The sequence below is a fragment of the Salirhabdus euzebyi genome, assembly GCF_014207435.1.
GTDB lineage: Bacteria > Bacillota > Bacilli > Bacillales > Alkalibacillaceae > Salirhabdus > Salirhabdus euzebyi.
This window is the reverse complement of sequence record NZ_JACHGH010000013.1, coordinates 23,854-44,832: the sequence shown is the minus strand read 5'-3', so window position 1 is coordinate 44,832 and position 20,979 is coordinate 23,854. Positions and strand designations below refer to the sequence as shown.

Sequence of the window (20,979 nt, the reverse complement as noted above, 5' to 3'; positions counted from 1 at the left end):
ACCTATCCTCTATTTTTAACAGCTTTCACTGTTTTTAATGCTATTTTTATATTATCGTAAATTGCATTACCCACTACGATAATGTCCGCAAACTGGGCCATTTCCTTCGCTTGGTCCGGCCCTTCAATTCCCCCGCCATAAACAAGTAAAGTATTGTCTAGTGTATGGCTTACTTTTTCTACTAGGCCTGGGTCTCCGTATACACCGCTATACTCCATATAGAAAATCGGAAAACGGAACATTTTTTCCACCATGAGGGCATATGCCAATACATCCTGTGTAGTAGGCATTGTAGCTTTTGTATGTTGAAATGCTTTCGAATCTGGATTCAACATACAATAGCCCTCCATGAACATTTCATCCCAGTCCATCATATGTCCAAATTCCTTAACAGCTTGGTGATGCAATTCCATAAACCATTGCTTGTCCGAACTGTTTAAAACAGAAGGAATGAAATAAAAATCAAATCCAGGTGTAACCGACTCTATATTCGAAATTTCTAATACACACGGGACAGAAAAACGCCTAACACGCGCTAATAAATGCAGTACATTGTCTAATGTAATATCGTCCGTACCTCCGACAATAATTGCATCTGTACCTGATTCACAAACTTTTTCTAGGTCTTCATCGGAAATTTCTTTATTTGGATCTAGTTTAAAAATATGATTCCACTTTTTAATATCGTACATCCTACTATCCTCCAATTAAAAACGAACATCCTTTTCCACCCCATCATTATATCAAAAATCATACCATTGATTGAAACCTTTAAAAAAATGGAAAATAAAATATGTAGGAAACTTGTGACATAAATTGGAGTATGCTAATATTAATAATCAAATATGTTATTCCATGTACGATGACGGATAAATAGTATCTAAATTCTCTTCCAAAAAAGCGAACTAGGGATGGTGAAAGCCTAGGGAATGATTTAGAGAAACGGCAATTCTGAGTGCATTTACTTGAAGTGGATACAGAAACAGTTCTGTATCAATCAGGGTGGAACCGCGGGAGACAACTCTCGTCCCTGGGCTTAGGCCTAGAGACGGGAGTTTTTTAGGTTTATAGCAGTTTTATAGAATAAATTATAGAACATTTGTTCCTATAAATCAACTCATAAGGAGGAAAAATTACATGGCGAAAAACATGGAAAGTATTGTGAATCATGCGAAGCACAGAGGTTTTGTTTTTCAAGGCTCTGAAATTTATGGAGGCCTAGCAAATACTTGGGATTACGGCCCATTAGGTGTTGAATTAAAAAGAAACTTAAAGGATGCTTGGTGGAAAAAGTTTGTTCAAGAATCTCCTTATAATGTAGGGTTAGATGCGGCAATTTTAATGAACCCAAAAACATGGGAAGCATCTGGACATTTAGGAAACTTCAATGACCCGATGATGGATTGTAAAGAGTGTAAAGCTAGACATCGCGCTGATAAGCTCATTGAAGACTACTTTGCCGAAAAAGGAGAAGAAATTGTAGTTGATGGTCTTCCTTTTGAAGAAATGGGTAAAATGGTTGCAGAAAATGATATTGTTTGTACAGAATGTGGAGCAAAAAACTTCACGGATATTCGTCAATTTAACTTAATGTTTAAAACATTCCAAGGGGTAACAGAAGATTCTTCTGATGAAATTTTCTTACGTCCAGAAACAGCACAAGGTATTTTCGTTAATTTCAAAAATGTGCAACGTTCGATGCGTAAGAAGCTCCCATTTGGTATCGCACAAATAGGGAAAAGTTTCCGTAACGAAATTACACCGGGTAACTTTATTTTCCGTACACGTGAATTTGAACAAATGGAAATGGAATTTTTCTGTAAACCAGGAACAGAAATGAAGTGGCATCAATATTGGTTGGATTTCTGTCATAACTGGTTAACTTCACTCGGTTTAAAAGAAGAAAATGTGCGTCGTCGTGACCATAACGATGACGAACTCTCCCACTATAGTAACGCAACAACTGACTTAGAATATAAATTCCCATTTGGTTGGGGCGAGCTTTGGGGAGTAGCTTCTCGAACTAATTTTGACCTAACCCAGCATGCTGAGCATTCTGGTGAGGATTTTCAATACATCGATCAAGAAAACAACAACGAACGCTATATCCCATATGTAATTGAACCAGCTTTAGGTGCTGATCGTCTCGCTCTTTCTTTCTTAGCTGATGCGTATGAAGAAGAAGAACTTGAGGATGGCACGACAAGAACAGTTATGCGTTTCCACCCAGCTCTTGCACCTTATAAAGCTGCGATCTTCCCATTATCTAAGAAACTTTCCGACGATGCACAAAAAGTGTACACGGAACTTTCTAAACACTTCATGGTAGACTATGACGAATCTGGTTCTATCGGGAAGAGATACCGTCGTCATGATGAAATCGGTACACCATATTGCATCACGTTCGACTTTGATTCCTTAGAAGATAAACAAGTAACTGTTCGTGACCGCGATACAATGGAACAAAAACGCATGTCTATCGCAGATTTAAAAGCATTTTTGGATGAAAAAATTACTTTTTAATTAGGAGTAAAAGGGTTTTAAGCAATCGGTGCTTAAAACCCTTTTTTTCACTTCTATTGTTTGGTTCTTCGTTTGTTATGCAAGTTTAGCGCAATAAAAATGCGCGAACCTTTAATTTCTGCCAGCTCACTTGCAATTATCGCTCACGAATCTTTAATTTCTGCCAGCTCACTTGCTATTATCGTTCCCGACCCTTTAATTTGTGACGAAAACCATGCAATTACGGCCCCGGATCTCTAATCCTGTCCCTCTTCTAATATAAAAAGCTCAGCTTATTAAATAAGCTGAGCTCATTTGGCCTTATTCTTCTTCTTTATAAACCCGATCTAATACCATTTCATAGGCATCGTTACCGTAGTTTAGGCATCTTTTTACTCTGGAAATAGTTGCTGTTGAAGCGCCTGTTTGGGATTCGATTTTATGATACGTAAAGCCTTCTCTTAACATACGTGCTACTTCAAGGCGTTGAGCTAACGATTGGATTTCGTTAACAGTTGCCAAATCATCAAAAAGGCGGTAGCATTCCTCAATATCCTCTAGTGCTAAAATGGCATTAAATAACTGATCAAGTTCTTTTCCACGTAATTTATCGATTTGCATAATGCAGATCCTCCTCGCTTATTGCCCTTCATTAAATTGAACAGATTCACTAATTCCTGGTGAAGTTGGCATGATATTCACCCATGTTTTACCTGGGACTAGTTTAGCTGGTTGCCCATCTTTAAAAGGTAAAATTTTTCCATCTACATTTTTCCACTCTACTTCTTCGACAATCCCTTTTCGGATTAAATATCCTTTACCACCTGAAGTTAGGTCAATTGCTCTACGGTGAGAAGAGTCAATCACTTCATGTCCTGTTTCAACAATAAAGATATTATCTAACAGTATGGGCTCTTCTGATTCTAACTCGACTGTTTTCTCCCCATCACTAAACCGAATGTATTGTCCTTTTGTTTCATCGTATTCATACGTAACTTCTTCTACGTCCTCCCGGTAAACGAGGTGTACTTTCGTTGCAGGTTCCCCATCTACTTGAGTAACCTCTTCTTCTGTTAAGAAAGGAAGTGGTTCATGTTCTTTTTCAACCGCTAATCCCTTACCTTCAGCTACTTCATATAGATTCGGGTAGATTAAATAGGAATTATGTGGTGCAACGCGGAAATCTTCTCGTTTAAATAAAAATTGATCATTATCATAAATTGCCCCACTTAATAGGTCGACACCTTTATTGATAATGAGCTGTTCAATATGGGTTGCCGCTCCATGATATACGTAAATCGCGTCCATTCCTTGTGCAATGTCGGCATAATATTCCCTTGCACTTCTAACAGGGCCTACAACTTCTGGCGTTTCACTTTGGAAAAATGCAACGAATCTTGTAATTGCACCTTCTGCCAGTATTTCATATACGATATCGGCCTGGGATAAACCAGACTGCGGACGTGCTGCTGAATGATTATTTACCATGACACCAACGATCCTGTTATTCACTGGATCATCTGTTTTAATTCCTGTCAGCGGGTATGTATTTTTTGGTTCGGGTTCTTCTGGAACTTCTACTGGTTCTTCTACTGGTTCTGGTTGGTTTTTCTCCTCAGTATCATTGGAGGCTTCTTCATCTTTACATGCTGCAAGTACGATCATCATTAGTATTAACATCAATGGTAGCCATTTTGCTTTATTCAAAAGTATCCCCACCTTTAATTCTGTTAAACTTTAATACGTTTATATTTTAACGCATAATCGAGGGAAAGAGTACCTCTTTCTTTTTAACATCTATAATTCCTTTTGGTGTAATCCTAATATACGGTAAATGAACCGAAGATAAGAAGAGTAATGTATATATAGGATCTTCAAATCCATAACCATGTTCTTTTACAATTTGGGAAAGCTTTTTTTGCTTCTGAATTAGCGTTTCCATTTTTTCATTAGATAACATTCCCGCAAGCTGTAAAGGCAGCTCGAACACTATTTTTCCTTGGTCCGCAATAACTATTCCGCCACCTAACTCCTTCATTCTTTCAAACGCTAGACGGATGTCGGACTTACACTTTCCAATTAAGGTTATATCTCCCGTATTGGAATAAGAGCTTACTAGCCCACCTAACGATTTGGTGAATTTACGTAATAAAGTTGCAATTCGCCACTCCCCATTTCGATCAATTAAAATGAGAAAAGAATCGTCATTATCTTTGCTAATTTCATTTTTTTGCAATCCATCTGTGATCGTAAATGGTTTCATAATAACGTCATTGTACATTTCTAATCCTACTGGAACAAAAAAACGAAAATCTGTATCTTCTAGATCCCAATTAAATTGCAGAGGAGTTAGACCATACTTTTCCAGATTAATGGACAAATCTTTTTGCTTCACTTCTTCTTCAAATTTAATCCACTTTCCTTTTGCCAAAACGGATACTGGATTTGGATTATCTTTTGCCGCTAAAAAGTTGATATGCGCAATACGTCCAGGTCCAATACTTCCAACTAGATGATCTATACCGAAATGTTTAGCCGCATTATAAGTTGCCATCGAATAGGCTTCGATTTCGGGTACCCCTTCTTCAATAGCAATTTCAATACACTTATTCATAATCCCACCTTCATAAAAGGCAGGAGAAGAACCATCTGTTGTCATCATCAAATTATCATAAGACTGTAAATCATAGTCTTTCAGTTCTTTTAATAGATTTCGTAAATCAGGTCTAATAGAGGATTGTCTAAGTGCAACACGATAGCCTAATAAAAGCCTGCGATACACCTCTTCCCCTGTTATGGCCTCATGATCACTATCAGCTCCTAAAAGTTTCATTCTCGTTAGTGTCTCCACTGAGGCACCTGGAAAATGCCCTTCCACAGGCTTACGTAATCTTTTCGCCTCTTGAATCCAATGAAGCATGCGATCATCACCATGGAGCAAACTCGGCCACGATGTTAATTCTCCACCTTGGATGACATTATCGTGATTTAACCACGAGAGGATATCGGCATTTTTCACGAATGCTTCATCATCCTGCAAAGAAGATTGCGAGTCAAAACGAGCCCACCAATATAAAGAAACAGGCAATTGATCAAGTTCATCCATTAAAGAAAACGCTTTCTTTTTATTCATTAAATAAAGGTACATAAGATTATCATTTATAAAAACCGTTGTACCTGATTGTGATGCATATTGTGCTAAGCTATGGGGATTATATAATTGAAAAGGGTGTGCGTGTGGCTCTATATAACCTGGAACTAAATAATTCGATTCACAGTCAATAATGCATTCAGAAGAAATCGTATCAGGCATTTTATCACCAACATAAACAATACGATCTTCGTGTATCCATATGTTTGCCTTTACCCATTTTTTCAAATAAACGTTTAAGTAAGTTGCATTCTCAAGCACCATTGAAGGTGTTTTTTGGCCATCTATAACAGAAACATGCTCACGTAACTGTCGATTACGCCAGCGATAGTTATACTCACTCATGATAAGTCCCACCTCTTTAAATCTGTCTCTATGTAAAATTTTAATACATTAATGCTTTGAAGGGAAGGATAAAGATTGATAAAACAAAATATTGGCATTTTAAATGCGTTAATTCGAATTACGTGTGGGCTAACCTTTTTATGTTATGGAGTAGCAAGACTAATAAAAAGACCAGAAAGAGAGAGCAATTCTATCATTATTATGTTATCAGCAATGAAAGTTGCTGAGGGAATTGTTCGCTATTGTCCGGTAACGGATATGATTGACCGATCAAATGTCGTAAAAGAAGCAACAAATTTAGCTGCTGTTTCTCCTAACCAAACTAATCAGACCTCTACAGAAACAAAAGAGGAAGAATAGTAAAAAGCTTGTATCAAATTTTCCAGTTGATACAAGCTTTTTTGCATGGTCGTCAAGCTAAACCAACCTATTTATTATTCGAATAGAGCCACCTTGGGATCGTTTTTTAAACAATGAACAAGCATAGCATGTAATTGTCCTCTATGATGGTAGAGGTGGGCTACAATTTCCAACAACCACTCAAAACGAGTATAGGTCACACCCCAATAAGAAGTTGTTTTCTGAAGAATTTCTTCCTCTGAATAGGACTGATACTTGTCTTGTAAACGTTGTTGATTTTGACGTATCGCACTTTTTATTTCGTCGAGATTTTTCAAATGAACGTTTGCATAATAAGCATTCATTTCATCTTGTGTTGCCTCGTTAGAAATGAGGATATCCGCTTCACAAATAATAGCAATATGCTCTAATAGTTCCCCAATTGAATGTTTTCCTCGTGTTGGTCGACTTTCTAAATCACTGTCCGTTAATCTTTCCATCATTTTTATGATGGATGTGACTGCAACATCGATTTGATGAAAAGCACTTTTACAATAAATCCTCATCCTACTCTCTCCTATACACGGTTACAATCCGATCTTTTCAAAGATACGATCTACATTTTTCAAGTGGTACGTATAGTCAAAACAAGCTTGAAGCTCTTCTTTGGAAAGAGAATTCGTAATTTCTTTTTCTTCCTCTACAAGAGTTTGAAAAGAAATTCCTTTTTCCCAAGCTTCCATTGCTTTAGGTTGGACTAAATCATACGCTTTTTCCCGTGCCATTCCTTTATCAATTAAAGCTAGCAATATTCGTTGTGAAAAAATTAATCCAAATGTTTTTTCCATGTTTTTTTGCATGTTCTCCGGAAAAACAGTTAAATTTTTCACGATATTCGAGAAACGATTTAACATATAGTGAACGGCAATTGTAGAATCAGGAAGAATAATTCGTTCCGCTGATGAATGGGATATATCCCTCTCGTGCCATAAAGGAACGTTCTCATATGCTGTTAACATATACCCTCTAACTACACGTGCAAGGCCAGTCATGTTCTCAGAACCTATCGGGTTACGTTTATGCGGCATAGCAGAGGACCCTTTTTGTCCCTTTGCAAAAAACTCCTCCACTTCTCTCGTTTCGGTTTTTTGAAGCCCTCTAATTTCTACAGCAAATTTTTCAATTGATGTCGCAATTAACGAAAGAACAGATATGTAATGGGCATGACGATCTCTCTGTAGCGTTTGCGTTGATACAGGAGCAGCAGTTAATCCTAAACGTTCACAAACATACTCCTCAACGTATGGATCAATATTTGCATAGGTCCCAACCGCTCCAGAAATTTTACCAACCTCAATATTTTTTCTAGCTTGACGGAATCGTTCCAGGTTACGCTTCATTTCCTCATACCATAAAGCCATTTTTAAGCCAAATGTGGTCGGCTCCGCATGAACGCCATGGGTTCTTCCCATCATAACGGTATTTTTATGTTCTTTCGCTTTTTGAGCTAGCACTTCCACAAAATGAACGATTCTCTCTTCAATCAATTCATTAGCTTGTCTAAGCAAATAGGATTGCGCTGTATCGACTACATCCGTTGACGTTAAACCGTAGTGTACCCACTTTTTTTCATCCCCTAAAGACTCGGAAACAGCTCGAGTAAAAGCAACGACATCATGTCTTGTTTCTTCTTCAATTTCGCGGATTCGGTCCATATTAAAAGATGCTTTTTTCCGCATGACCTCCACATCTTCTTTTGGGATAATACCGAGCTCACTCCAGGCCTCGCAAGCTAATATTTCAACCTCTAGCCAAGCGTTCCACTTATTTTCCTCTGTCCATATTGCACCCATTTCAGGTCGTGTATAACGTTCAATCATCAAGGTTTCCTCCTGTTATCTATTGCTCCAGTAGCCTAGCTTCAAAAATAATTTCTCTACCAGCAGGTTCCACATCTATTTTATTACCTTTTTTTACTTCTTTAAATATAGGTTTTTCTAATCTTTTAACTGCTTGATATCCATCTTTTTCTATTCGGTTTAAACAAGCCTCTATCGTTTCATCATCTTCCACATAAAACTTTTTCTTTTTTGGCTTATTCGACATGCTCACCACCACCATCTTTTTTCTTAAACAACTTACCCTTCTTGACTTTCTTCACCCAGAAACCTCCGTGAATAGTCTTTGGTTCATATGCAATAATGAAAGCTTTCGGATCAAGTTCTTGAATTGTTTTATATAAACTCAGTTCATATTTTCGAGGCGTCAAGATTTGCATGGACAGACGATCTCCATCCATTCCATAGGCAAACCAACTTGTCACACCGTAACCTTTATCCCGTAGCTGCTTCGTAAACTGAATATCTGGATTCGAGCTGATCACATTAACGGTAATATAACCGAGCGCAAGTTTTTCCTCAATTTTCATACCGGAAATAACACCTAGACCGTACCCAATTGCATAAGCAACCAAGTTTTGGATCTCATTTAAATTATCTAATACTAAGCCTAACCCGACAACATAAATTACTACTTCAAATGTACTTAAAAAAGCTGCTTGGTATCGTTGTCCTTTTAAAGTAAGAATCATCCTTATCGTAAAAAGGGATACATACACAACATTAATACTTAAAATAATCAAAACCATCATAACGGCATTCTCTAACATCTTTCTGCCTCCTCTTATTTATGCCAGTTCACCCTCCATCCAAGTCACCTCCCGCCCAATTCCTGCATAAAATAATGCAACAAGAAACATTAGGGGAGGATTAAAATGGACCCATTTAAAAATATGCAGGACTGGAAAAAAAATATGGACCATTTTTTTGGCGAGAATTTTTGGGGTGAATTTGAGGGAATTTTAAAACCTCAAATCCCGCAAGTTAACATGTACCAAGGTGATAATGAAGTTACTTGTATCTTTAATATACCCGGTTTGAAAGATTCAAAAAGTATTGATGTCATTGTAGACTATGCCACACTCGAAGTACGCGGGATTATTAGCGTACAAAATCCTTCTCGCCAAGTAGTAAAAGAAGAAATTTTACAAGGATCCTTTGATCGCAAACTGGATTTACCCTTTCCTGTAAGAAGCGACAAAATCGATGGAACATATCAAAACGGTTTACTCTTCATCACTCTTTATCGACTCATTACTAAAGAGTCTAACAAAAATAGAGTCCCAATACGAATTAGGGATAAATAGATTTTCTCCATTTCCCAGTCATTCCATTAGATTTTTTCTATTTTAGTAAGGGAAAAACAAAAAATCCAGAAAGCATTTAATTGCCTTCTGGACATTCTTTTAAATGGAGCCTAGCGGGATCGAACCGCTGACCTCCTGCGTGCAAGGCAGGCGCTCTCCCAGCTGAGCTAAGGCCCCATAACATATGGTGGGCCTGAGTGGACTCGAACCACCGACCTCACGCTTATCAGGCGTGCGCTCTAACCAGCTGAGCTACAGGCCCCCACCAATACTTACAACGACTTTTAGAATATATCAGCTTTTAACGAATTGGTCAACCGTTTTTGGGAGATTAGTAGATATTAACAGAGAAATATCCCCTTGAAAATGAAATTTTCAAGGGGATACTCTTTATTCTGCACCTATTTCCTCAACCGTGATTCCTGCTTCCTCCAATTTCTCCACACCCACAACTGTCTCTAAATCATCCACTTTAATAGTTCTAATACTATTGGATTCGGCAAGTACCGAAATATCTAATGGTTGATTATATATTTCTTTTAATATAATTTCTTCTAGACTCTCTAACTTATTAAGCTCCTCCAATTTTGCTAAAACGCCTGAATTATCATACGTTAAAGTTGTTAAATTTTTAAAATGGACGACCACTTCTATTGGAAGTTGCATATCTGTCATGGCTAATGATGTAAGGTTCTCCATCTTTTTAAAATAATTATGATCCTGTTCCATATAATTTGCGTGGTACACAGAGGAGGATGGTTTTAATGTAAGTGCCTCTATTCGAAGTAAGTCCTCTTCTGTTACCGCTTTAGCATCTTTCCCTAACGCTGTAGCAATGGATTCAACAAAATATTCCGTAGCATCTAATTGGTATAAGGCATTTCCTAAAAATTCATTATCTTTGTGTATTTGACCATCTGAACCAAATTGGATTCTCGTGTACTCATTTTGTTCATCCAAATAATTGATAAATGCGAAACTACGGTCATTTTCATACCATATAATATTAAAATTTAAGCCAATTTCCCCATTTATATAAGGTTCCTCCCCATCCATAAACGGATGCAACAAGTCATCGCCATCCCGTTCACCAAAAAATTGATATTCTATTGCTTCGTATGGCTGACCATCTAATTCAGACTGTCCTTCATAAGGAATTCCTTCCCCAAATAAAGCAGTTACTTCTTCTTTAGTCATTCCAACTGTATAAGTAGACATAATTTGATTGATTTTTTCTTCCACTTTTTCAAAAGGTACCCTTATATTTTCGACCACAGGAGGGTTCTCAACCTGATTAGGTTGTTCAATAGTTTGGTTTAATAAATACATTGCCCCGACTAACAACACTACTAACAATGCAGTAGCTAATCTAGGAATCATATGCCGAGTAGGCTTTTTCTTCTTATGCTGTAGCCAGTCATGAAATTTTTCTTTATCGGTAGATTTTACTAAAGGTTCTACTCCAATATAACGATCAAAAGACTTTTTCAAGTTGTTATTTTGATTAGATGTCGGCAAAACCTTCACCCCCTAGTCTCGTTTCAAGCTTCTTCTTACCACGCGCCAACCTTGTTTTAACAGTAGACTCATTCATCTCAAGCCACTCGCTAATTTCTTGGATACTAAGAGACTGGTAATATCTAAGCACAAATATTTCACGATATTTAATAGGAAGCTGGAATATAGCATTGACTATATGTTGTCTGTTCTCTTCCTCAATGGAAATTTGTTCGGCAGACTTTTCAGAGTTGCTCACCTGAATTTGATCCTTTAAAAGAATGAGCCGATGGAGAGGAGAGCGTAAATAATCCTTACACTTATTTATCGCTATCCTACACAACCAAGATTTTAATTTTGCCTCTCCCTTAAAGGTATCTAGCTTTTGATAAACAGTAATGAGGAACTCCTGAAATATATCATCCGTTTGCGCATGATTTTTGAGATAAGTAAAAATGATTCGCTTCACTATCTCACCATAATGATCTATTACATATTCAATGGCTGCTTCTTTTGGCCACTGTTTAATATTCTCTTCCCCTAGCGAATCAAGTGGATCCATCATTCCACCACCAACTTTCATTCCTTTTCCTTTAAGACGATTGAAACTTGAAAAAGTCCCGTTTTTTTATATATTTATTTTAGCATGGGGATTTCTTTATAAGTGAGTAAAGGTGCTGTAGGGGTAGTTTATAAGTACGGTTAATCGTCGTACCTGTTTGAGGGGTATTTAAAGATTGTAGTAATTTTTGGGCTACGGAAGGAGAGGAAATATGTAAAAATGATCTAACCTCTTGGTTTGAAATGGTTGACCTGCAGAGTAGAGAATAATCTAACAGAGCGTTAAGATGAGCACCTTTTGCTGAAGTATCACAATCTCTGCATATCCATTTTCCATATACTCGATCCATTGGAAGATAGGAACAATTGGGACAACGGACGCCTGATAAAAGATCTGTTTTTGACAAATTATAAAGCTGTAAAACGTCCGGATTATAAGGAGTGTTGTTTTTGAGGAGTAATTTTTTTATTTTTTTTATATCTTTATCTGTTAGATGAAAATCCTTATAGAGTTTTTTAAAGTTATCTATTTTAGGAAGAAGCATTGTACTGTGAAGAACTTTTTCTACATATTTAGATTTTTCATCCATTGTCTTTAATATTGCATTCCTATTTACAATTAAAACAAGTGCTTCTACTGGCGCTGGTTCTATATGTTTCCGTTTTAGCCAATTTAAAAACTGAAATTGCTGATGCTTAACTTGTTGAAGAGGGTCTTGAAATGGTTCTTCCTCACCATCTTTTATTCGTATTACTTGATTAAATCTATCATCAAATAATAACGTGCCAGCCATATTTTTTACTTCTAGAATAAGAAAAAAACGTTTTGATAGGAGCAAGACATCAATTTGGAAAAAGTGGTTGTTAAAAGATAATCTGAGGTCATATAAAATGTGGAATTCCTTTTCAGGGAGAAAGCTTAAGTAATAATGTAATGACTGCTCTCCCTTATAACCAGCCACTCTTTTTCCGAGATCACTTTCTACTTTCTCTCGAACTGGATGGTTAAGAGGTAAGCGTGAAAGAAGTGCTCTTAATTTTTGAACAAAAATTGGTTCCATAGTCAACAAATCACCTCTATATTTTGTTTTCTATAGTACCTTTCGACAAAAGAGGAAAAATACCTACAACCAAGAAATAAACTCCATTGATTTATTGATCATTTTTTCGAATTCAGCGACTTTTGCGGTTAATCCCGCCACTTAAGGAGCTTATCACGCCAAATCGCCATCTTATCACGCCACTTTTTCTATATATCCTGCCACTTTTTTATTCTATCCGGCAACTTAGGTATAAAGACCTATCCAAACTCCAAACAAAACCCCAGCTCGACATTTGAGCTGGGGACAACATCTTTGCTTAATGTAAGAAGAATAGATAACCTACAAACACGATGAATAGGAAAATCATAATTGGATGGATCTCTTTTGTGCGACCTTTAATTAGCATCGTGATTGGGTAGAAAATGAAGCCCATTGCGATCCCTGTTGCGATGCTGTATGTTAACGGCATTGCGATAACTGTTAAGAATGCAGGTACAGCAATTTCAAATTTGTCCCACTCAATATGTCTTAAACTTGATGCCATTAAGACACCGACAATAATAAGAGCAGCTGCTGTTACTTCAGAAGTAACAACTCCTAGAAGTGGTGAGAAGAATAATGCTAGCAAGAATAAACCTGCAGTTACGATTGAAGCAAAACCTGTACGTCCACCTGCTGCTACACCAGAGCTAGACTCGATATAAGAAGTAGTAGTAGATGTACCAAATACCGCACCAGTAACTGTTGCAGCAGAGTCAGCAAATAGTGCTTTGCCTGCGCGTGGTAATTTATTATCTTTCATAAATCCAGCTTGGTTAGCTACTGCAACTAATGTTCCAGCAGTATCAAAGAAATCTACGAATAGGAACGTTAAAATGACCACTAGAATTTGCCATGTAAAGATATCACCAAAATGTGCAAAAGCTTGCCCGAATGTAGGCGCGATGCTTGGAACGCTATCTACAATTTTGTCTGGTGCATCAATTAATCCAAACACCATACCAGCGATAGCTGTTAAAATCATTCCGTAGAAAATTCCACCTTTGAATCCTCTTACTAGGAAAATAACGGTAGCAACGATCCCGAACACTGCTAGTAATGTAGTAGGTTTCGTCATATCACCTAATTTAACTAAAGTTGCTGGGTCAGCTACTACGATTCCAGCATTTTTCAAACCGATAAAGGCGATAAATAAACCGATACCAGCACCTACCGCTAATTTAAGTTGAGCCGGAATTGCATTAATAATTTTTTCACGTAAGCCAGAAATAGTTAAAATGACAAAGATTAGTCCAGAAGCTAAAACACCTGCTAAAGCTGTTTCCCAAGGAATCTGCCAAGTTAAAACAACTGTGTAAGCAAAAAATGCATTTAATCCCATACCTGGTGCAAGGGCAATTGGGTATTTAGCCAAAATTCCCATGATTAATGTACCAACTGCAGCCGCTAAAGCCGTAGCTGTAAATACTGCTCCTGCATCCATTCTGTTTGGTAGATCAGGTACGTCTGCTAGAGTTAAAATATTTGGGTTTACGAATAAAATATAAGCCATAGATAAGAACGTTGTTAAACCAGCAATACTCTCTGTGCGATAATTTGTACCAAGCTGATCAAATTGAAAATACTTTTTCACAAGTAAATCCTCCCTTTTTTTCAACACCGTTTTGGAATACTAAACTTTTTCCCCAAAAACAAAATAAACACTCATGGCCATTAGGCTATGAGTGTCTACGTAACATACAGAAGGAATTGCATACGAAAAAACAAAATAAAGTATATGCAATCACCTCGTAGTCAGACCATTTACGGTAGTCCGGTAGAAACTCATGGGCCTTATCCCCAAAATTATACGACGGTGTATTTATTCTTTTTATTTTCATTTAAATAGTAACCCGTTAACATACATATGTCAATATAAAAGCGAATATTTTGTAAGATTTTGTTGATTAATGTTCGCTTTTATTCCCATTCGATTGTTGCAGGTGGTTTACTCGTAATATCATAAACAACTCGATTAATGTGCTCGACCTCATTGACAATTCTAGTTGAAATTTTTTCTAATACATCCAATGGGATACGAGCCCAATCTGAAGTCATTCCATCAATGGAAGTTACCGCACGGATTGCAATCGTATGATCATAAGTTCTGGCATCGCCCATTACCCCAACACTTTTAATATTTGGGAGCACCGTGAAGTATTGCCAAATGGCACGATCTAAACCAGCCTTCTTAATTTCATCACGTAAAATAGCATCTGACTCACGGACGATATGCAGCTTATCTTCAGACACTTCTCCTAAAATTCTAATAGCTAAACCTGGTCCTGGAAATGGTTGTCGCCACACAATTTCTTCAGGTAACCCTAGCTCTAAACCTAGCTCTCTTACTTCGTCTTTAAACAGCGTGTTTAACGGTTCAATTAATTCAAACTGCATATCTTCAGGTAATCCACCAACGTTATGGTGAGATTTAATCGTCTGGGCAGTATCCGTTCCGCTCTCAATGATATCTGTATATAGCGTACCTTGTGCTAAAAACTCGATATCTTTTAATTTTTCCGCTTCATCATCAAATACGTATATAAATTCATTACCGATAATTTTTCGTTTTTGTTCAGGATCCGATACGCCTGCTAACTTATTTAAGAAACGATCTTTTGCATCTACTTTAATCACATTCATTTGGAATCTATCACGGAATGTATTCATTACGCTTTCGGCTTCGTTTTTCCTCAATAAACCATGGTCAACAAAGATACAAGTTAGTTTATCACCAATTGCTTTATGAATAAGGGCTGCCACAACAGATGAATCTACTCCACCACTTAGAGCACACAAAACTTTACGATCACCTACAAGTTGTTGAATTTTCCCAATTTCCATTTCGATGAAGTTTTCCATTGTCCAATTCTTTTCACAAGAACAAATATCAAAAATAAAATTCTTTAACAAGTCATTTCCGTATTCAGAATGGCGAACTTCTGGATGGAACTGAACCCCATAATATCCTTTTTGTTTGTTACTAATAGCAGCAATAGGACAAGAAGCACTAGTAGCATCAACAACAAAACCATCTGGTGTACCGATTACTTTATCACTGTGGCTCATCCATACCGTTTGAGTTGAAGGTAAATTTCCAAAAAGCCCAGTCGTATCGCTTAGGTCAATAGTCGCTTTCCCATATTCTCTTTCATGAGCACGCTCTACTGTTCCACCAAATTGATCTACCATTAATTGCATTCCGTAGCAAATGCCTAATACAGGAATATTTAGATTAAAAATTTCCGGGTCACATCGGAAACTATTTTCGGCATAAACACTATTTGGACCACCAGAAAGAATAATTCCTTTTGGATTAAACGCTTTTACTTCTTCCAGTGAAATTTTGTGTGAATGAAGTTCACTATACACACCCATTTCACGAATTCTTCTCGTTATTAATTGGTTGTACTGGCTTCCGAAGTCTAGCACTAAGATCATATCACTCTTTACTTGTCCCATCCCTAATACCTCCTGCTAGTTTTCTAATCAACTGCTATACTTACACTTTTAACAACGTTAAACCTTCTTCAAATATAAAAAAAGGCTTCTGCCCGAGATAGGCAGAAACCCAGTATATCTTAACCTATATACCTAATCTGCCTTCATAGTCGGATCTTTTTGGTGTCCGGTAGAAACGCTCGAACCATACTATCGAGCATATATGAAGGATAACATAACTTCTATGATTTTGATGTTGTTATTCTATCAACACGTGTAAGGTTGGTCAAGACATTATCTTTTTAATTAATTTTTCCCACAATTCATTCATTTGCTTCCACTGACCATTTTCTTGGTCCCCACGATACAAAATGAGCTCATAATGGTGTGTGAGTCTTCTCATATCATTTGTTTGCATATAACGATCAATTTGATAAGCAAACTCTCGCAAAGTTTGATCGGATTTTAACTTCATTCCTCTACTAGCTAATAGTGCTAATAAGAATTTATATGCCTTTATGAAGGTCTCAACATCGGATTTATTCTTATATTGGCGTAGTTTAATCCATGTTAGCCATAAGTAACGTTTACGGTAAACATAGTAACCTACTAATACAAGGAAAATTCCTATTAACCCCATTAACTTCCAATTAACCTTGGATAAAAAGGAGTCTCCACTACCTGATTTAGCAGAACCAGTTTCGTCTTCTTCTGTTAACTCAGGCTTCTCCATCTCACTAACCGGAATATCTTCTTCCGGATCTTCACTATTTAACAGGTCCTCTATGTCTACACCTGATGTGAAATCAGTAGGATTAAAAAATCCTGGTGTAGGCTCGAAAGGCACCCAACCGATTTCCGGAAAATAAACCTCTACCCATGAGTGGGCATTCGAATTAGTCACTTCATACCCGGTTTCACCATTCGGACCTTCCACTTCTTCCCCAGGTCCAAATCCTTTTACCCACCTAGCTGGTATATCTAAAGATCGAAGCAGGACAACCATTGAGGTAGAAAAGTTATCACAATATCCGACTTGTGTTTCAAATAAGAATTGATCAACATAGTCTTCCTCTCCAGTCGGAACAGCAACTCGATCCGTTTCGTATTTAAATCTTGAAGGTACATTTAAATAGCTTTCAATAGCTTTTGCCATATCATAACGATTTTCTTCCCCTTCAACAATTTCTACAGCCAAGTCCCTTACTCGCTGTGGCAACGATTCAGGTAATTGCGTGTACTTTTGCTGTATATCTAAAGGATCATCTTGATGGCCTTCCCTTAATGCCTTTAATGAAAAAGTAGGTTGGTCAAATTCAACACTATAATTGGTTACTCGGATAGTATTCCCACTACTGATTAATTCGGTGAAAACTTCTCCAGATTCTGTATTAAACTTAAAATGGTGTAACTGAATAGGATCCTGTATATCTACATTTGTTAATCCATAAGGATAGACTATTTTAGGAAGTAACTCTTGATCATTAAAAGCAATTTTTGCATTTTTTTGCTCGACTTCAACAGTATCTACAAAGTCTTTCAAAACGACTGTTCCATTTTCGTTTACAACAAACGTCCCTTCTTCGGAACGAATCCAACCCTTCCCAGTGTATAGGTCCTTTGTTTCTACTTTCCAGTACTGGGCATCATCGACTGCAGCAGTAAACACGAGCGTTTCATCCTGAACAAAAGCCCCACCTAATTGCTCGTCATTTTCCCCGTATCCTACTTTCCTAATGCCTGGACCTGAACCTTGTCCTGACACACCCTCAGCAGTACTTTTAATAAATGGTACAGGGTCTGGCCATTGTGGACTAAATTTTGGTGCAATGAATCCTATGAAACTAGAAAACACGACAAAAAAGATAAGTGGAAATAGCCAAGAAAAATACCTTTCTTTTGGTAGACGGAATATTTTTTCTTGAACTAACAAACGTTGAAAACTCGTTAGACCTAAAACAACCATCGACAACAAAAAGGCTCTCATAACGGCATACTTACCATCGTATACGGTAAATGTGTCAATTACGGTTATATAAATAAAAGTTAGGACGACGAAGAAAAGTGTTCTTTTTGCAATAACAAACCAATAGTAGAGTAAATAGCTCATTAACCAGAGTAGTATTAAAAATAAGAGAGAACGGAATAAAGCTGTCATTTCCCACCATTGTTGAGAAACTATTGCTTGGATATTCAAGCCAAGATCTGCTACTAAATAATCAATCCAGGCTTTGGAAAGAAAGCCTTCTTGAATGAATAGCCCATCTAGAATAAAAAGTAGGCCGATTAACTTTAGAGGAGATGTAATCCACCATTGTAGTTGCATATAAGAAAGGAAAAAACAGAAAGCAGTGTAAACAATAAAGATGAAGACACTTCCTGTATCCGTTATTTCCTGTAACGGTCTTAACCATTCCCAAAATAACAAGAAACTACAAATATAAATCACAGCGTTTAACATGATATGATTTTGTTCTGAATTTAAACGCATTATGCGTTCACCTCGAAACTTTGCTTGGTTAATTTCTCTTCTGTCAATTGATTGACAATAATACCATTATTTTTTAACAGCTTGAACCAATCCCGTTCAACTGAGGTAATAGCCCTTTCGGCATGCACAAAAAACAATACAATCCTCGGACTTCTCTGTCTCAGCTGTAACAATGTTTCATATAAATCTACTGACAAAGATGTTGTGACGACCATAAACAAAAACCCTTGCGGAAGCTTTCCCACCTCTTGTTTTATCATTTGTGAGAATGGTAAAGAAGGAAGTGGTGTTATTTTTGTTAAATGATTCCTAATTTTTTCTTTACTCAAATGATCTTGATTGAGGGTAAAGACACGTCTCTCTGCTCCTAATGAGGAAAAGATAAGCCTAGCTGAATCATCCCTCAGCGCTTTAACAAGGGAAAGCCCGACTTCAACCGAGCCTTCAAAAGCCAACCAGTTCATTTTTTCATGTAAGGTTCCATCAAAAAGTACAAGCATGTCGAAGCTTTTTTCTTGTTCAAATTCTTTTGTCATCATCGTATTCTTTCTAGCACTTGCTTTCCAATCAATCCATGAAACTCTATCACCTGGTGCATACTCTCTCACACCAGAAACGACTGTCGTATTTTTTAAAGTACGATTAAAGGAAGATGCAGCGCCTTCTTCAAAACTCTCTGCATTTTTCCGTAACGTGAGTTTTCTTTCTGCTGGATAGACAAATAACTTACTTTCTACTTGAAATACATAGTCTTTTCGAATCAGACCAGTAAAGTCACCAGTACTCACTCTAATATTTTGGATGAGATGTTCCCCTCGTGGAATATCCTTTAGCCGGTATTCAAAAGAGAAAGTACTTTTAAACCAAGGAAAGATAACCTTTTTTGCCCCTTGCTTTTCTTTTAACATGCTTGGCTTGGATAAAAAATTATACTTACTATATTTTGTATCTCGCCAATCCATTGAATCGGGCATTATATCCTCAATAATGCAGTAATATAGCGGAAAGAAACTATCTCTTTTAAACCTGATTTCTACTTTGATTGAATTACCAGCTTCCACTATATTTTGGGAAATCCTTCTTTCTAACTTCAATCTAGAAATTGGATAGATTAATAGTAAGGCCATATAGATAAGAATAGGAAGGGCTCCGAAAAATAGAAACCAACTAACAAACCCTCCTTGAAACATTGCATAGGAAAAAAGCACACCAGTAGAGAGAAAGATTAAAAATAGTTTTGTGACGAACTGTAAACTTTTTTTCATTCTTATCCCCTATCTATCGGAACTTTTGTTTGTGCCAATACTTCATCTACGATTGTTTTTTCATCTTTCCCTTCAAATTTCCCTTCTGATGTCAGTATAATCCGGTGTGAAAGAACAAATGGTGCAAGGTATTTTACGTCATCTGGCAAAACATAGTCACGGTCATGTAAAAGTGCATATGCTTTTGCAGCCTTCATTAGGGCGATAGATCCGCGAGGGCTAGCACCTAAATAGACTTTCGGGTGATTTCTTGTTCCGGTTACAATATCGACAATGTATCGTTGAATAGCTTGACTAATAACAATTTCATTTACTTGATTTTGTAGAACGATTAGCTCTTCTTTTTCCATGATAGGCTCAATGGAATCTATTGGATGGACATTTGACGTTCTTTTTAACATTTCCATTTCTTCTTGAGGAGTAGGATACCCCATATTTAACTTTAATAGAAAACGATCCAGCTGTGCTTCTGGCAATGGATACGTTCCTTCATATTCAATTGGGTTTTGAGTAGCCATAACAAAGAAAGGCTGCTTCAATTTAACTGGTACTCCATCTACTGTAATACTTTTTTCTTCCATTCCCTCTAATAAAGCAGACTGTGTTTTAGGGGATGTACGGTTTATTTCATCAGCCAATACGATGTTTCCTAAAATTGGACCTGGACGAAACTCAAAATTAAGTTCTTTCGGGTTATAAATAGAAACCCCTGTAACATCGGATGGTAACAAGTCCGGTGTGAATTGAATTCGCTTAAACTCACAGTTAAGGGATTTTGCTAATGAGCGAACAAGCATTGTTTTCCCAACACCCGGAACATCCTCCAACAGAACATGTCCTTGAGCCAATAGAGCAACAATGCTTAATTTTGTAACTTCATCTTTTCCAATAATAACCTTCTGAATGTTTTTTACTAGTTTCCCTGCTTGCGGATGATAGAAATAAGTTTGTTGGGTCATTTTGCTGTTTTCCTCCCTATGTGTTTATCAATTATTATAATTGTGACAATTTTTTATACAATTAACTATACTATAATCACAAAAAGTTCACCATTGTAACATTATATTTTTTCGGTAAAAATTGGATATACCCTTTTATAA

General features: G+C 37.0%; 19 protein-coding genes, 2 tRNA genes and 2 riboswitches. Of the genes, 3 read left to right on the top strand and 18 right to left on the bottom strand.

What is annotated here, in order from left to right; all coding sequences use genetic code 11:
- Nucleotides 1–2 precede the first annotated feature (2 nt).
- Complete coding sequence (gene pcrB / locus HNQ94_RS16665) at nt 3–692, bottom strand: heptaprenylglyceryl phosphate synthase (protein ID WP_174497291.1); 690 nt, start codon at nt 690–692, stop codon at nt 3–5.
- Nucleotides 693–1,137: 445 nt separating this feature from the next.
- On the opposite strand from pcrB, the gene HNQ94_RS16660 reads away from it, so the two are divergent.
- Complete coding sequence (locus HNQ94_RS16660) at nt 1,138–2,523, top strand: glycine--tRNA ligase (RefSeq protein ID WP_174497292.1); 1,386 nt, start codon at nt 1,138–1,140, stop codon at nt 2,521–2,523.
- 300 nt (nt 2,524–2,823) lie between these two features.
- Here HNQ94_RS16660 and HNQ94_RS16655 read toward each other — a convergent pair whose 3' ends face one another.
- The 3 genes from HNQ94_RS16655 to HNQ94_RS16645 are packed head-to-tail and all read right to left on the bottom strand — an operon-like array spanning nt 2,824 to nt 5,998.
- Nucleotides 2,824–3,123, bottom strand: coding sequence for a YerC/YecD family TrpR-related protein (locus HNQ94_RS16655; RefSeq protein WP_174497293.1), 300 nt, complete (start codon nt 3,121–3,123; stop codon nt 2,824–2,826).
- Between the two features lie 18 nt (nt 3,124–3,141).
- A complete protein-coding gene (locus HNQ94_RS16650) occupies nt 3,142–4,209 on the bottom strand; it encodes a DUF3048 domain-containing protein (protein ID WP_246200044.1) in 1,068 nt (355 codons plus the stop codon).
- A gap of 46 nt (nt 4,210–4,255) precedes the next feature.
- On the bottom strand, nt 4,256–5,998 hold the full coding sequence (locus tag HNQ94_RS16645; protein WP_174497294.1) for an adenine deaminase C-terminal domain-containing protein: 1,743 nt from the start codon (nt 5,996–5,998) through the stop codon (nt 4,256–4,258).
- Nucleotides 5,999–6,073: 75 nt separating this feature from the next.
- On the opposite strand from HNQ94_RS16645, the gene HNQ94_RS16640 reads away from it, so the two are divergent.
- Entirely contained in the window at nt 6,074–6,358 is a 285-nt protein-coding gene (locus HNQ94_RS16640; RefSeq protein WP_174497295.1) for a YgaP family membrane protein, read from the top strand.
- A 74-nt stretch (nt 6,359–6,432) separates the two neighbouring features.
- Here the strand turns inward: HNQ94_RS16640 and HNQ94_RS16635 are convergent, their stop codons facing one another.
- From HNQ94_RS16635 to HNQ94_RS16620, 4 genes are read right to left on the bottom strand one after another with little or no spacing between them, the layout of a single operon-like run.
- Nucleotides 6,433–6,903, bottom strand: a complete 471-nt coding sequence (locus tag HNQ94_RS16635) for a DinB family protein (protein ID WP_174497296.1) — start codon at nt 6,901–6,903, stop codon at nt 6,433–6,435.
- A 21-nt stretch (nt 6,904–6,924) separates the two neighbouring features.
- Nucleotides 6,925–8,217 (bottom strand): adenylosuccinate lyase, encoded by a 1,293-nt coding sequence (gene purB / locus HNQ94_RS16630; protein ID WP_174497297.1) that lies wholly within the window; start codon nt 8,215–8,217, stop codon nt 6,925–6,927.
- A gap of 19 nt (nt 8,218–8,236) precedes the next feature.
- Nucleotides 8,237–8,443 (bottom strand): NETI motif-containing protein, encoded by a 207-nt coding sequence (locus HNQ94_RS16625; RefSeq protein ID WP_174497298.1) that lies wholly within the window; start codon nt 8,441–8,443, stop codon nt 8,237–8,239.
- A complete protein-coding gene (locus HNQ94_RS16620) occupies nt 8,433–9,005 on the bottom strand; it encodes a DUF2179 domain-containing protein (protein ID WP_174497299.1) in 573 nt (190 codons plus the stop codon). The genes HNQ94_RS16625 and HNQ94_RS16620 overlap by 11 nt, the downstream gene beginning before the upstream one ends.
- Nucleotides 9,006–9,110: 105 nt before the next feature.
- Here HNQ94_RS16620 and HNQ94_RS16615 point away from each other — a divergent pair, with 105 nt between their 5' ends.
- Nucleotides 9,111–9,542: an Hsp20/alpha crystallin family protein gene (locus HNQ94_RS16615; protein ID WP_174497300.1), complete on the top strand. Its 432-nt coding sequence runs from the start codon at nt 9,111–9,113 to the stop codon at nt 9,540–9,542.
- A gap of 104 nt (nt 9,543–9,646) precedes the next feature.
- Here the strand turns inward: HNQ94_RS16615 and HNQ94_RS16610 are convergent.
- The 10 genes from HNQ94_RS16610 to HNQ94_RS16565 all read right to left on the bottom strand — a co-directional run bounded on the left by HNQ94_RS16610 (nt 9,647) and on the right by HNQ94_RS16565 (nt 20,838).
- Nucleotides 9,647–9,719 (bottom strand) — tRNA-Ala (locus HNQ94_RS16610).
- Between the two features lie 8 nt (nt 9,720–9,727).
- Nucleotides 9,728–9,804 (bottom strand) — tRNA-Ile (locus HNQ94_RS16605).
- Nucleotides 9,805–9,932: 128 nt separating this feature from the next.
- Nucleotides 9,933–11,060, bottom strand: coding sequence for a hypothetical protein (locus HNQ94_RS16600; RefSeq protein ID WP_174497301.1), 1,128 nt, complete (start codon nt 11,058–11,060; stop codon nt 9,933–9,935).
- Nucleotides 11,047–11,622 carry a sigma-70 family RNA polymerase sigma factor gene (locus tag HNQ94_RS16595; RefSeq protein WP_246200045.1) on the bottom strand — a complete coding sequence of 192 codons (576 nt, stop codon included), beginning with the start codon at nt 11,620–11,622 and terminating at the stop codon, nt 11,047–11,049. Before HNQ94_RS16595 ends, HNQ94_RS16600 begins: the two co-directional genes overlap by 14 nt.
- A gap of 58 nt (nt 11,623–11,680) precedes the next feature.
- A complete protein-coding gene (locus tag HNQ94_RS16590; RefSeq protein ID WP_246200049.1) occupies nt 11,681–12,661 on the bottom strand; it encodes a nuclease-related domain-containing protein in 981 nt (326 codons plus the stop codon).
- Between the two features lie 298 nt (nt 12,662–12,959).
- On the bottom strand, nt 12,960–14,276 hold the full coding sequence (locus HNQ94_RS16585) for an NCS2 family permease (RefSeq protein WP_174497303.1): 1,317 nt from the start codon (nt 14,274–14,276) through the stop codon (nt 12,960–12,962).
- 138 nt (nt 14,277–14,414) lie between these two features.
- Nucleotides 14,415–14,516, bottom strand: a riboswitch (purine riboswitch).
- 86 nt (nt 14,517–14,602) lie between these two features.
- A complete protein-coding gene (guaA, locus tag HNQ94_RS16580; protein ID WP_174497304.1) occupies nt 14,603–16,144 on the bottom strand; it encodes a glutamine-hydrolyzing GMP synthase in 1,542 nt (513 codons plus the stop codon).
- A gap of 126 nt (nt 16,145–16,270) precedes the next feature.
- Nucleotides 16,271–16,370, bottom strand: a riboswitch (purine riboswitch).
- A gap of 39 nt (nt 16,371–16,409) precedes the next feature.
- Nucleotides 16,410–18,614 (bottom strand): DUF4129 domain-containing transglutaminase family protein, encoded by a 2,205-nt coding sequence (locus tag HNQ94_RS16575; RefSeq protein WP_174497305.1) that lies wholly within the window; start codon nt 18,612–18,614, stop codon nt 16,410–16,412.
- On the bottom strand, nt 18,614–19,879 hold the full coding sequence (locus tag HNQ94_RS16570; RefSeq protein WP_174497306.1) for a DUF58 domain-containing protein: 1,266 nt from the start codon (nt 19,877–19,879) through the stop codon (nt 18,614–18,616). Before HNQ94_RS16570 ends, HNQ94_RS16575 begins: the two co-directional genes overlap by 1 nt.
- A 2-nt stretch (nt 19,880–19,881) precedes the next feature.
- Entirely contained in the window at nt 19,882–20,838 is a 957-nt protein-coding gene (locus HNQ94_RS16565; protein ID WP_174497307.1) for an AAA family ATPase, read from the bottom strand.
- Nucleotides 20,839–20,979: the final 141 nt, after the last annotated feature.